Annotated in this window: 13 protein-coding genes; 4 read left to right on the plus strand and 9 right to left on the minus strand. The window is 40.8% G+C overall.

The features are described from left to right. Positions 1-5: 5 nt before the first annotated feature. The 8 genes from A4S05_RS16990 to ppsA all read right to left on the minus strand — a co-directional run bounded on the left by A4S05_RS16990 (position 6) and on the right by ppsA (position 9,572). Positions 6-2,726, minus strand: coding sequence for a peptidase domain-containing ABC transporter (locus tag A4S05_RS16990; protein ID WP_069070976.1), 2,721 nt, complete (start codon positions 2,724-2,726; stop codon positions 6-8). Continuing rightward, entirely contained in the window at positions 2,629-3,345 is a 717-nt protein-coding gene (locus tag A4S05_RS16995) for a helix-turn-helix domain-containing protein (RefSeq protein WP_069070977.1), read from the minus strand. Before A4S05_RS16995 ends, A4S05_RS16990 begins: the two co-directional genes overlap by 98 nt. Before the next feature lie 585 nt (positions 3,346-3,930). Beyond that, entirely contained in the window at positions 3,931-5,520 is a 1,590-nt protein-coding gene (locus A4S05_RS17000; RefSeq protein ID WP_069070978.1) for a dolichyl-phosphate-mannose--protein mannosyltransferase, read from the minus strand. A gap of 104 nt (positions 5,521-5,624) precedes the next feature. Beyond that, positions 5,625-6,182: a GNAT family N-acetyltransferase gene (locus tag A4S05_RS17005; protein ID WP_069070979.1), complete on the minus strand. Its 558-nt coding sequence runs from the start codon at positions 6,180-6,182 to the stop codon at positions 5,625-5,627. A gap of 147 nt (positions 6,183-6,329) precedes the next feature. Next, entirely contained in the window at positions 6,330-6,689 is a 360-nt protein-coding gene (locus A4S05_RS17010) for a XisI protein (protein WP_069070980.1), read from the minus strand. Further along, a complete protein-coding gene (locus A4S05_RS43360; RefSeq protein ID WP_256091008.1) occupies positions 6,659-6,844 on the minus strand; it encodes an element excision factor XisH family protein in 186 nt (61 codons plus the stop codon). The genes A4S05_RS17010 and A4S05_RS43360 overlap by 31 nt, the downstream gene beginning before the upstream one ends. After that, complete coding sequence (locus tag A4S05_RS43365; RefSeq protein WP_256091009.1) at positions 6,822-7,058, minus strand: XisH family protein; 237 nt, start codon at positions 7,056-7,058, stop codon at positions 6,822-6,824. The genes A4S05_RS43360 and A4S05_RS43365 overlap by 23 nt, the downstream gene beginning before the upstream one ends. Positions 7,059-7,070: 12 nt before the next feature. Further along, positions 7,071-9,572: a phosphoenolpyruvate synthase gene (gene ppsA / locus A4S05_RS17020; RefSeq protein WP_069070981.1), complete on the minus strand. Its 2,502-nt coding sequence runs from the start codon at positions 9,570-9,572 to the stop codon at positions 7,071-7,073. A 189-nt stretch (positions 9,573-9,761) separates the two neighbouring features. On the opposite strand from ppsA, the gene A4S05_RS17025 reads away from it, so the two are divergent. From A4S05_RS17025 to A4S05_RS17035, 3 genes are all read left to right on the plus strand, one after another. After that, the gene (locus A4S05_RS17025) at positions 9,762-10,166 is read left to right on the plus strand and encodes a hypothetical protein (protein WP_069070991.1); all 405 of its coding nucleotides are present in this window, start codon (positions 9,762-9,764) and stop codon (positions 10,164-10,166) included. Between the two features lie 520 nt (positions 10,167-10,686). Then, a complete protein-coding gene (locus A4S05_RS17030) occupies positions 10,687-10,926 on the plus strand; it encodes a hypothetical protein (protein WP_069070982.1) in 240 nt (79 codons plus the stop codon). Then, a complete protein-coding gene (locus tag A4S05_RS17035) occupies positions 10,923-11,369 on the plus strand; it encodes a type II toxin-antitoxin system VapC family toxin (protein ID WP_069070983.1) in 447 nt (148 codons plus the stop codon). Before A4S05_RS17030 ends, A4S05_RS17035 begins: the two co-directional genes overlap by 4 nt. A 136-nt stretch (positions 11,370-11,505) precedes the next feature. On the opposite strand, the gene A4S05_RS17040 is transcribed toward A4S05_RS17035, so the two are convergent. Next, positions 11,506-12,228, minus strand: a complete 723-nt coding sequence (locus tag A4S05_RS17040) for a class I SAM-dependent methyltransferase (protein ID WP_069070984.1) — start codon at positions 12,226-12,228, stop codon at positions 11,506-11,508. Positions 12,229-12,873: 645 nt separating this feature from the next. Here A4S05_RS17040 and A4S05_RS38960 point away from each other — a divergent pair. After that, positions 12,874-13,044 (plus strand): transposase (locus tag A4S05_RS38960; protein WP_141699731.1); only part of this gene is annotated, 171 nt, incomplete at its 3' end.

The raw sequence follows: 13,044 nt of genomic DNA on the forward strand, positions 1-13,044 counted from the left end.
TTGTTTTACCCTGCAACATCCAACTGCTGATGATTGAGATAAAAATAATGTCCCCGTTTCGCCATCAACTCTTGGTGAGTCCCCCTCTCAATCAACACGCCTCTATCCAGCACTAAAATCAAATCTGCATTCCGCACAGTTGATAGGCGATGGGCGATTAGTAAGGTAGTTCTGCCTTTAAGAATTGTGTTTAAATTCGTCTGAATAATCCTTTCTGATTCTGCATCCAGATGGGAAGTAGCCTCATCTAAAATTAACAGCTTGGGATTGCCTAGCAACGCCTTAGCGATCGCAATTCTTTGTCGCTGTCCTCCAGACAACATCCCCCCTCCTTCACCAATCTGGGTTTCATAACCCATAGGTAACTTTTTAATAAACTCATCAGCACCCGCCAATCGCGCCGCCTCAATAATCTCTGCCAAAGTTGCCCCAGGATGTGCCAAGCTAATATTTTCCCGAATCGTTCCGCCAAATAAAAAGGTATCTTGGTCAACTACCCCAACCTGCTCGCGTAGAGAACGCAACGAAAGACTGTTAATATCTTGCCCATCAATCAACACTTTGCCATTTGTGGGAGGATATAACCCCAAAACCAGTTTAGAAATCGTGGTTTTTCCAGAACCACTCCGTCCCACTAGAGCAACCATTTGCCCGCTGTGTACTTCAAAACTGAGATTTTCCAAAACATTGATATCGCTTTCAGGGTGATAGCGAAACGTCACATTTTCAAAGCGAATATTACCTTGAATAGGTGGTAAGGATTGCCGCGCCTGATGCTGTAAATCCTCTTCTGGTTCGGCATCCAACACATCATTAATGCGTTCCACTGCAATCACAACTTCTTGCAATTGATTCCACAAAACTGTTAATCGTTGGAAAGGTCTAATAATATTTCCCAGCAACATATTAAATGCTACCAATTGCCCAATAGTTAACTGATTGTGAATCACTTGGTACGCCCCAAACCACAGCAAGGCGGTAGTTACCACTGCTTCAATTGTGTTGCTGAATACTTGCAGGCGATTGCCGATAACTTGCCCGGAAAAGTTAGTTTTTATTTCCTTACTTAATAACTCTTCCCAATGCCAACGCACCGTCTGTTCCACTGCTGTGGATTTAACTGTTCGCACACCAGAAAGGGCTTCAATCAGATAGCTACTTTCATTAGCAACAGCATTAAAGATTTCCCTAGAAATCTTTTGTAAAAAAGGTGTGGCAATCACTGCTAGTAGGAAAAAAGGCGGCACAATCACTAACACCAGCAACGCCATTTTCCAACTGTACCAAAACATCAATGCTAAATAGACAAAGACAGTGACTAAATCCAGGAGGATGGACAACGCCTCGCCGGAAAGGAAACGTTGAATTTTGCGGTTTTCCTGTACGCGAGAGATAATATCCCCCACATAACGCGACTCAAAGTAACTCAAGGGTAGCCGCAGGGTATGGCGAATAAATCCCACAATCAATGCCAAATCTACCTTATTCGCCGTGTGGTCTAACAGATATTGCCGCAACCCCGTCATCGCTACACGGAATAAACTAAAAATTAGCAATCCTAACCCTACCGCCGTTAAGGTCAGTTCAGAACGCTGTACCACCACCCGGTCTAAAATTAACTGAGTAAATAGGGGAGTAACGAGTCCAAAAATCTGGATAAATAAGGAAGCGACAAACACTTCCAGCATTACTAAAGAGTGAGGCTTCATTAACTCAAAGAATTGCCAAAAGGGAGTTGTAGTCTCTTTGGCATCCTTCAACCAGGCTGTGGGTTGTAGCAGCAGTGTATAGCCAGTCCAGTTGGCTTGAAATTCTTGGTGGCTGAGGGTGCGTTGACCAATACCAGGATCTGCCACAATCACCTGTTTATCAGCGATTTCATAGACAACGATGTAGTGCTTCCCCTCCCAGTGGGCGATCGCAGGCAATTTTTGCTTCGCCAATTGGTCAAGACTCGCTTTTACAGGTCGCGTAGCAAACCCAACACTTTCCGCCGCAGCCGATAACCCCCGAAGCGACGAGCCATTGCGGTCAACATTGGCGATATCCCGTAGGCGATTTACACTAAAGTTTTTCCCCCAATAGCGAGACACCATCACTAAACAAGCTGCACCGCAATCTGATCCACTCTGTTGGGCAAAAAAGGGATAGCGCCGAATCACACGCTGTAATAAATGCCCGACTCGCTGCTTGGAGTTGGGAAAATAGGCTTTGCTAATCTTTTTCTGGTGTGGCTCGACTGCTGGCGTTGACAAAATTTTCCTTTCATGAGGCAGTTTTGAGTCAGATGGGGGGTTCTCTGAATCTACCTGTTGGGGATTACGGGATAGCGCCCTAGCCCACAAATGCTCCCGAATTTGTGGATATTTAGCCATTAGTGGCCACAATACCTCTCCAGAAATGAAGCATAATTGCAAGTTTACTGAAGCCCTTGCTGCATAAGGTCTGAAGTCACCCTCATTAAATAAGGTAAATTCCCCAAAGGACTCTCCCACCTCCAAAGTGGCGATTAACTCATCGCCGCCATCTAGCAGCCTGACTTTGCCAGCGATCGCAATATATATACCAGCTTTAGCATCAGTTCCTTGCCAGAATTTGCCGACTTTTGGGTTGATAAATTTAACTTTTTCAAGACAGTGTTGAAATTCCTCTGTCGAAAGAGAATAACCCAGAATATTGTTGAACTGTTGCAGAGAAACTAACTGAGCAGATATATCTTGCGCCATAAATGTCTAAATCTTTTCCTAATTTTGTAAAGTGAATAGGTAAAAATTCGGAATTATCAGGAATAGCTGCCGATTTGAGGTCACTAATCAAGATTTTGGAACTCGTAGCCTTTTCGTTACTGCTTTGTTCTGCATTACTGGGTTTTGGTAGTGTGGATAATCCCATCTGTTTGAGCAGTCGCTTGATATGGCGATCGCTTACCTCAATCCCAAATTCCTTTGCTAGATGTTTCGCAAGCCAATTTGCTGTCCAGCGGCGAAAAGCATAGCCATGATCGCGAGGACTGTTGTTAACTAGTTGCTTCAAACGCTCTAAATACTGATCATTCACAGCCTTCGGGCGACCAATGGGGCAATCTTGCCATTGGTGCGCCATCCCAGTCCGAGCTATGTGTGTCCAATGTCGTGCTGTTGCTGCACAACATCCCAAGGTTTGACAGATGTCTGTTTGAGTTTTCCCTTCATCTGCCAACAACATGATTTCAATTCGTTGACGGTAGGATTCAGGTAAACTATCGTCCAAACTTTGTAGTAGTAGTTTCCGCTGAAATGGTGTTAAACACTTACCACCACCCGCACTTAAGTATTTAGTCTCAAAACTGACCTGACATTCGGACATATACGCAGAATTTGCTAGTTTTATAAATCTAGATCCACAAATGCCCCATGCTTGACAAATTATGCATCAAGCATTTCCAAATGAGTGTTTACACGTGCAAATTATTACACTAATAGCGCATGTTATTTTATGTATTTTTTATTATTTATACATCAAGCTACAAATCTCCTTTTTAAATTCCGAAGATTAAGCACTGTATAAGTTTTGATGAAATATTGACTAAATACAGTAATTGCGTATAATTACTAAATACTCTTATTTTTTTGTATAAATAAATTAAAAACAGCAAGTAAAATTTATCAAGCTAGTATAATTAAAAACTTCCCTAAAAGCTTTTACAGGTAGCCAAAAAATCGTCTATACAGTGATCTGAGCGCTCAAAAGCAATTCCATAAATCACACTTGCTCGTATAGAATTAGACGTATTAAATCTTACTTTAATTGCTATTTAGCTAACTGTTTAAATGTTAACCTTGTACTTACTTCAACTTGGCTATTGACTACAATTGCGTCTGCGTGTGTTCGACACATTTTTTAGCGATCGCTAGCCTCATAATCCATGCCCAATATCCAATGTCTCTTTAATCAAATCCAAGAGTTGAACCACATTCGCAGCTTATAATCGTGAGGTGAGAGAGGTAAACCCAAATAAATTGGCATCCAGAAAATAAAAGCAGCCAGAATAATAAAAGTAATGGTGACACCTAGCGCCCGCAGTTGTTGATAATAACTGCGAAGGCATTGATCAACAAACCAAGCGATCGCTAAAAAGACGAATACCACTGCACACATATAGTGGTAAATAAAAACGCACCTCGTCACCTTCACCCAAGGTAATAAGTTAGCTGCATAATTGATAACTAAATACAATGCAATCCAAGTATCAACACTCAGAGTTGCAGGCACAGAAAAACGCTTTTCCTTTACCAAAAAAATAACGGCTTGCGACACCAGTAACCCAATTAGAAACAACATGGCAGCAACACCAAACCACCACAGAAATGGATTACCCATTGCATGGACATCATAAATAACTTTTCCAGCACCAGAAGGCAAAGGAGGCCCCATTACAGGTAAAGGTTCGGTGATACTTTTGGCTGTTTGATAATAATATGCCATTGGTCGAGTCATCAACGGCCATTTGTACCAGGCAGCACAGTAAGGATGCACGTTGGGACTATTGCCACCTAGCTGTAAGTGAAACTTTAAAATTTGCTGATGTACTGCAATAAATCCATAAGTTTTATCTAGTTGAAGGTGGAGAATCCAGATGATACTGTAGATAAAAGCTGGGATAATCCCTAGATAAAACAGCATTTGAAAAATATTTAGCTGAGTCAAGTTTTGTAGTGGTGTTTGAGATGAGGAAGATAAGGAAGATAAGGGGGCTAAGGGAGAATAAGTACTAACTCCTGACTCCTGACTTACGCCTTCTACCTCATGAATTCTACCTTCTGCCTCCTGCCTCCTGCCTTCTGCCTCCTGCCTCCTGCCTCCTTCCTCCTGCCTCCTGCCTCCGAGTTTGGAGTTAGGAAAAGAATGTATCAAACTAATTACCCATGCTGTTACCCAAATGAGATAAGCACCCAAAAGAAACCATAAACCGTTCCATTTAGTACCAACTGACGCACCAAAACTAATACCAGCAAGAACTAACCAAAATGAACGTCGCCGATTTTGGTTATCTAATGCCAATAATAAAAACCACTGCCCTAACAAACCAAAAATGACAATATAAATATTGTTCAGGGCATAGCGAGACTCAACTAGAAAAAGCCCATCACAGGCTGTGAACAAACCTGCAAGTATTGCAAAGGTACGGCGGTAACTCAACTGATAAGCGATCGCAGCCACAACTACAGGAATAAATGAGCCTGTGAGAGCATTCATCCAACGATAAGTCCAAGGCGATCGCAATGAACCTGTCAGCCCATTTACAGTATCGTGCCAAAAAGGAATGTGACTACCAATCCAAATGCCAATACCAATAATATATTGACTCAGCGGCGGATGAGCATTAAAAAATGGTGTATGTGTGAGGTAATTATTACCGAATTTAGCAAAGTAAACTTCATCAAATACCAGAGTGTTAAATCGCTCCAGTCCCCAAAACCGTAAAGCAAGTGAGAGAATAAATACACTCGCCATCCCAATTCGGAACCACTTTTTAGTCATTTGTCATTTGTCATTGGTCATTTGTCATTGGGCATTGGTCATTGGTCATTGGTTAATAATTAATACCCCCTATTCCCTATTCCCTATTCCCTATTCCCTATTCCCTATTCCCTATTCCCTATTCTTACAGACGCATCTAGTTGGAACAGGAGTAGTTCAATACCGTAATACTTGTTTGTTCGTCCTATTGGTTTCATACCGAGTCTTTGAGTTACACGGATGGAAGCATGATTTTCTGGCTTTACTACGGCATAAATTAATGGCAAGTTCAGGACATTAAATCCGTAGTTGAGCATAACTTGTCCTGCTTCTGTTGCATACCCTTTACCCCAAGAAGCTCGCCGTAAGTGCCAGCCTACCTCATAATCTTGAGTGGGTAAACCATCTTTGTCGGGCAATTGTTTAAGAAGGATAGTTCCCACAATTGTTGTAGTTTCCTTTTCGACAATTGCCCAAGAACCGGTACCATTGTTGCGTCGGTGCGATCGCTCGATGTTGTCAATCAAACGCTGACGCTGTGACTCAACACTTGTGACAAGAGAAGCTTTACCAAGAAAGTGCGTAACTTCTGGATCACTGTAAATTACAAATGCTTGTTCGGCATCGCGTTCGGGTATCCAACTGCGAATAATCAAGCGTTCGGTTTCCAAAAGGATGGTCATCTTACCTTTGACTAAACTAAATCGCCATTTTGCAAAATACTAAGATACTTATAGTTGAGCAGTCAAAGGTGTTGTAGACAATTACACAAACAAAATATGGCGATCGCTATGCTATGGGTAGTTATCCAGAAATTTAATTACCCTTGGTTATGCAATTGCAAATTCTGAATTTTTCCGCAGTTCTTCAGACCGAAACCCTAACACGATCCGATCCTTTGGGATACCTGCTTTCACCAATTCCGTTGCTAACCCCTCTTCAGTGCCATCACGTTGAATCCAAATTTTGCCATCTATAATATCAATGTGAATTAGACAGCCGTGAACGCGACGCGTTGCAGTTGGAGAGAGTTCTGGCACTGGCTCTCGGCCAAGAATCATTACCAAATATCGATCCTGTTCTCGATCAAAGATAGTTTCATGCTGAATATTGCCATAAGAGTAAGGAATCTTTGTGTGTTCAGTAAGAATGCTGCAAATTAGCTGCCTGTATTGTTCCAGATTACCCATCGGACAATAACCTCCCGCTTTGGATTAAAAACGATCAGAGGAATTTTGTAGTCTTCCAATATAAGTTTACCAAGCGGCTCTTCCTCAAAAATATCAGTAAAAACATCCTCATGAACAGCTATATACAAAACCCTATCTTGATAATTGCGGCTCATGACAGCAAGGTAGGTAAAGTACGCCACTGAAGGTTTTGATTTCTACAGCAATCTTTTGTCTTCCTTTTTCTGCGATGAGCAACTTTTCGGCTGCCAAATCCACGTAAGGATCCTTTTTTCCCCACTTTAGATGAAAAGGATCGTCAGTAACATTCCAGCCATCTTTAATTAGGGCATTCTTCAAGTTTTCGTGGTAACGGTCTCTAACTGGCATAAATTACTCGAATTATGAATTAATACCCTCAACTTTTGCCACTTCCAGCATCGTCTTTAAAACCGAATCTGGATTTAGACTAATTGAGTCAATTCCTTGTTCCACCAAAAATTGAGCAAATTCTGGATAATCACTGGGTGCTTGTCCACAAATGCCGATTTTGCGATCGCATTTTTTCGCCGCTTCTATGGCCATTTTTACCATTCGCTTCACACCCTGGCTGCGTTCATCAAACAACCGCGCCACCAATGCCGAATCTCTATCTAACCCCAGTGTCAACTGAGTTAAATCATTAGAACCAATGGAGAAGCCATCAAATACCTCAGCAAACTCCTCAGCCATAATCACATTATTCGGCAACTCGCACATCACATAAACCTGCAAGTCATTAACACCTTGCTTTAAACCATTTTTTGCCATCTCTGCTAAAACCAAACGTCCCTCATCGGGAGTGCGACAAAAAGGAATCATCGGGATCACATTCGTCAAACCCATTTCTTCCCGTACCCTTTTGATGGCATGACATTCTAGGGCAAAAGCTTCTCTGTAGCCTTCATCATAGTAACGCGCCGCTCCTCGCCAACCCAGCATTGGGTTCTCTTCATGGGGTTCAAACTGTCGCCCACCTAATAAATTGGCATATTCATTACTCTTGAAATCTGAGGTTCGGACAATTACTGGTTTGGGATAAAATGCTGCGGCAATTCTACCTATGCCTTGGGCTAATTTATCTACAAAATATTGGGGTTTCTCGTCGTAAAGCGAGGTGATTTCAGCAATTTTAGCTTTGACAAATTCATCTTTTAATGAGTCATAGTGAATCAACGCCATTGGATGAATTTGGATTTGGTTAGCGATGATAAATTCTGTCCGCGCTAAACCTACGCCATCGTTGGGAATTGCCGATAAACTCAATGCTTCTTGGGGATTACCCACATTCATTAAAATTTGAGTGCGGGTGCGGGGTAAGTTATCTAAAGTAACTTCTTCAACTTCAAAAGGTAATAAGCCTGCATAAACTTTTCCTTCTTCTCCTTCAGCGCAAGAAATTGTTACCTCTTGACCAGGTTTCAATATTTCTGTAGCATTGCCGCATCCGACGATCGCAGGTACACCCAATTCTCGCGCAATAATTGCGGCGTGGCAGGTTCGTCCACCAGAATTAGTGACAATTGCACTGGCGCGTTTCATAATTGGTTCCCAATCGGGATCAGTTCTCTCTGTCACTAAAACTTCCCCGGCTTGGAACTGATCGAGTTTCTGAACATCTAAAATTAGACGTGCTTTCCCTTGACTAATGGCTTCTCCAATCGCACGTCCAGTAACAAGGGTGAGTGGCGATTGGGAATCAGGGAGTGGGGAGTGGGTAGATTTTTCCCCATTCCCGATTCCCCATTCCCGATTCCCCAATACCAACCGATAACTCCGCAAGACGTTTCCCGTCTTCTGTGACTGGACGGTTTCGGGACGCGCTTGCACAATAAAAAGTTGGTTAGTAATGCCATCTTTTGCCCACTCAATATCCATTGGAGTGTTAATACCGTGGACTTGGGAATAATGGTCTTCAATTAAATATGCCCAATTTGCTAGTTGTAAAATCTCTTCATCATTCAGAGCAAATTTGCCTCTTTCACTGGGCGAAACTGACACATTTTTCGTAAATTTGGAGCCATCATCATAAATCATCTTCAGTTCTTTACTGCCCAATTTTTTATCAATAATTGGGCGGAAACCAGCTTTTAAAGTTGGTTTAAAAACATAGTATTCATCGGGATTTACAGACCCTTGGACAACATTTTCACCTAAACCATAAGCAGCTGTAATTAGTGCCGCATCCTTAAATCCGGTTTCTGTGTCAATGGAGAACATCACCCCAGAGGTTGCTAAGTCAGAGCGCACCATTTTTTGCACGCCTACAGCCAGGGCAATGCTAAAGTGGTCAAATCCCTTGGCATGTCGATAAGAAATAGCGCGATCGGTAAATATGGAAGCAAAGCATTTATGACAAGCTGCTAAAACTCCTTCAGCACCGACAACGTTGAGATAAGTTTCCTGTTGTCCGGCAAAACTAGCATCGGGTAAGTCTTCAGCAGTGGCGCTAGAACGGACTGCCACATCTGTCTCTGCATGGTATCGTTCACAGAGACTTTGGTAGGCTGTAGCGATCGCCTCTCGCAATTCTACAGGAAATGGAGTGTGAATTAAGAGCGATCGCGCTTTTTTCCCGCGTTCTCGTAAATTTTTGACATCCTCAACATCCAAGTCAGCAAAGAGTTTGCGTAGCTTTGCTTCTAACCCGGCTGATTGAATGAAATAACGATAAGCGTAAGCAGTGGTGGCAAATCCTGTGGGAACGTTGATGCCTTTGGGCGTTAGCTGTTGAATCATTTCCCCCAGCGAGGCATTTTTACCACCAACTACCGGGATATCAGCAATACCAACTTCATCAAACCAGAGAATGAGCGATCGCTCCTGGGCAGATAGAGATAAAGTGCTTTTAGATACTGTAGCCATAATTACCTTTTAATTTTATACTCAACTTGTAAGTGCGTAACCGCTAGTATATTTTCCCCATATTCAATTTTAGATTTTTCATTCTGTCGCGTAACTTTAAATTTGGCGATTAAATACAACCATATAGTCAATAAAAGTTAACAATTATTTAGGTTGATAGCTGTATCAAAATACCGGATGGAATCCACAATGGCACAACTAGAACGACTTCTGAAAATGGCAGAAGATGAGTTAACTGAGTACAGCACTGATGCCCGCAAAATAGAAAAACTACGTCGTAAAATAGGTTTATCAGTGTCGGCAGCCGAACAACGACAAGTCAAAGAAGCATTATTAGCTAATAAGAAATCTAATATAGTTACCCAAGTTGTGGAAGAACAAAGACAAACAGTAGCCTTACCATTTTGGGGAATTGCTGGATTGGGTTTGTTATTCGGAATTTCTTTAAATCAACCGATCTGTTTGTTAGCAGCTATAGTTGGTACTATATCAGCTTACAGAATTCAGAAATGGGGCTGGCAATTGCAGGCAAGGAGTCTATTGTTACAAACATTGGAAGATATTGAAGCGCGTATTGCCCAACCTAATAAGTAACAAAACAGATGCACGTTATGGATAAATCCTATTTCTTTGCTTGTAAGATTTTATACAACCAGTTCAATTAATCATTTAATTTACACCTCGTAAGCACTTAATAGTTCCTTTGGGATCACCATAGCAAAAAAAATAGATAAGTAGTCGGGCACAATTAAATTCATTGATGGAGATAGGGAACAGGTTACAGGTTATACCAATTTAATGTGAAGTTGCATATATGCCTTTTTAAGAAAAATCCTTGTAAATACCTTATAAATTCCATTCGAGTAAATTAATGCTTCGGGTGCAAATTTTTTCGTCAGCCAAAAAAAATTAGTATGATTTCGCCACCGGGGCTAACTTGGAATGAGATTCTTATTGAACAGCAGCAACAGCAGCAAGAGATGAGCGTGAGCAGAAATTAGCTATGTCGTTTGCTGTATGGCGGGAGCAACAGTCAGTATTATAGTAGAGCAGCATAAGGGCAAGGCGAAAGCCCGTCGCTCCCGACTGAAAAGAGTGAATCGGATACACAACCATGAATGTACAACTTGTTAATTCCCTCGTGGAAGTGGTACTAAACCTCTCCCCTGAAGAGCAAAAACTCTTTCAAGAAAAGCTTAGTAACAAGCATTTAACGTTACTAACTAGTAAACCTCAAACATCCGAAGAGAGATTATTACTTTGGCAGGAGTGGATAGATACAGCACCAAAAAGCTATGCCAACCTTGATGATGAAGCTCTGCGTCGAGAAAATATCTACTCTGATGAAGTATGACCCATTGTTTATTAGATACCAATATCTTGTTACGCTCCAGGGATATAGCTTCGCCCGATTACAATCTTGTTGATCGCACAATCAGGTATCTAATATCTAATAACCATCGATGTTTTATTACATCTCAAGTTTTAATTGAATTTTGGGTTGTAGCCACCCGTCCTGTAGCTGTAAATGGATTGGGATGGACACCAGAAGAAACCGAACTCTCGGTGCAAATGCTAATAAATCAGTTTGAGTGGCTAAAAGAAACACCAGATATATTTCGCCTTTGGTTTAGCCTCGCTACAACTCATAAGATTTCAGGTAAACGCACCCACGATTTACGCATACAAGCAGTAGTACTTGCCCATAACATCAGCCATATTCTGACTTTAAACCCAAAAGATTTTGTAGAAGTTGAAGGAATTACTATTGTTCACCCCAATAGCATAAAGAGCTAGAGGCGGGGATAAGCGTGCGATTATAATTTTTGATAAACAACACCAATTTACCCGTCAACTTTGTCCACAGTTTTGTATCCTTGTTATTGTTGTAAATATCCAGACTTAGTTAATTTCATTAAAAAAATCCTTTACCTCAAACTTTTACTTCATTAATTAAATTATTTTCGTATCTTACAGCAGTCAAAGATTTAGTAATTCCGATAATTCTTTCATTCTTGATTAATGAGTCTGGAAATAAATATTGCAACATTTTTTTGTCCAGCAGGCGGTAATGTTCAAGAGTAGAAGCTGCTTCACCAATACTTTTGTAACGTTGATGATTTCCTAAAGCAAAGTGCATAACTAAGCTGATTCTCACAGGTCTGGGAAGCCAATGAAAAAACGGACACATGAAATGTGGTTCTATAGGAAACCAAAAATATGGAGTCTGAATAAATATATTAGGTGCTAGTCTCATGGCCTCTTTTGCAAAGCTAACCATATGTTCCCAATCACCAACATGCTCTATTACAGAATTTGAATGAACTATGTGAAAAGAGTTATTTTCAAAAAAATGGAGATTACAGCCATCACCATGAATGAATTTATAATGCTCTTCAGTTTCTGGTAATATTTCCTCAGTAAAATTAACAATTGTTATATGAATTTTGTATTCTTTTAAGAGTTCTTTAGGCAAGATACTCCAATAGTTTTTTCTTCCACCGATATCAAGAATATTTACTTCTTTATACTTCTCATGAATTTTATGAATCATGGAAATAAGAGTTAATAACCGTTTGCTTCTTAACTTTGACCCTATAGAATTAGGATTATCGTAATTACTAATCTGATTGGCTAATTTTTTAGATACATTCATTAGTTTATTATCCTAGTATTATCTAAAAACTCAACTAGCTGATACTATAGGACTCATATTTGATTTCTGAAAAAACTCAGTACAACTAAGAAGTCTTCTTGACTGTAGCAAGATTGCCTATTGCCTATTGCCTGACTACGCAAATTAGTTCAGAAATCAAAGCGGATTCCTATACAGATAGATTTATAACACGTATCGGTTCAATAAGGGGAGAAAGTAGCGAAGCTGCTATAAGCCGCCATGCAACGCCTGAAAAGAATACCCAGAGAGAGTTTCAGAAAAATTTTTCAACTTTTATCCGAAAATGAGATTTTGATCAATTTGATATAGCGGTTCTCGACAAGCGTGAGATACAATTTTGACCTCACTTCCAATTCCTCTCTCCTAATTCGCTAGTAAAGGAGAGAGGCTATAAATAATAAAGAGTGAAGAATCAAAATTTTAATCCTTCACTCTCAAAGTCTTGAAAAAACTGGGTTTTTACTCAGTACTGGCTCAACGCCCCGCTATCCATGTACAGCACTCAGCACTTAGCTGTATTATTCTATATCTCTAGGGCGTGTCATCAATTAGGTAAACTAGAATCAGAACTGGTGAAAAACTAGAATCAGAACTGGTGAAAAAGAATAAACATTCTTGAAAACGATGACGAGCAGATACGCACTACGAGATGACCAGTGGGAGAGAATCAAAAACCTGCTACCTGGGCGAGAGGGCTATGTGGGAGCCACGGCTAAAAATAACCGATTGTTTGTCGAAGCGGTGTTATATCGTTACCGAGCAGGCATTCCTTGGCGAGACTTGCCAGCAAGATTT

This window comes from Nostoc sp. KVJ20 (assembly GCF_001712795.1).
Taxonomy (GTDB): domain Bacteria; phylum Cyanobacteriota; class Cyanobacteriia; order Cyanobacteriales; family Nostocaceae; genus Nostoc.

Coding starts and splice junctions, on each gene's coding strand:
- A4S05_RS16990 (WP_069070976.1), bottom strand. CDS start 2,726: ATGGCGCAAGATATATCTGCTCAGTTAGTTTCTCTGCAACAGTTCAAC.
- A4S05_RS16995 (WP_069070977.1), bottom strand. CDS start 3,345: ATGTCCGAATGTCAGGTCAGTTTTGAGACTAAATACTTAAGTGCGGGT.
- A4S05_RS17000 (WP_069070978.1), bottom strand. CDS start 5,520: ATGACTAAAAAGTGGTTCCGAATTGGGATGGCGAGTGTATTTATTCTC.
- A4S05_RS17005 (WP_069070979.1), bottom strand. CDS start 6,182: ATGACCATCCTTTTGGAAACCGAACGCTTGATTATTCGCAGTTGGATA.
- A4S05_RS17010 (WP_069070980.1), bottom strand. CDS start 6,689: ATGGGTAATCTGGAACAATACAGGCAGCTAATTTGCAGCATTCTTACT.
- A4S05_RS43360 (WP_256091008.1), bottom strand. CDS start 6,844: ATGAGCCGCAATTATCAAGATAGGGTTTTGTATATAGCTGTTCATGAG.
- A4S05_RS43365 (WP_256091009.1), bottom strand. CDS start 7,058: ATGCCAGTTAGAGACCGTTACCACGAAAACTTGAAGAATGCCCTAATT.
- ppsA (WP_069070981.1), bottom strand. CDS start 9,572: ATGGCTACAGTATCTAAAAGCACTTTATCTCTATCTGCCCAGGAGCGA.
- A4S05_RS17025 (WP_069070991.1), top strand. CDS start 9,762: ATGGCACAACTAGAACGACTTCTGAAAATGGCAGAAGATGAGTTAACT.
- A4S05_RS17030 (WP_069070982.1), top strand. CDS start 10,687: ATGAATGTACAACTTGTTAATTCCCTCGTGGAAGTGGTACTAAACCTC.
- A4S05_RS17035 (WP_069070983.1), top strand. CDS start 10,923: ATGACCCATTGTTTATTAGATACCAATATCTTGTTACGCTCCAGGGAT.
- A4S05_RS17040 (WP_069070984.1), bottom strand. CDS start 12,228: ATGAATGTATCTAAAAAATTAGCCAATCAGATTAGTAATTACGATAAT.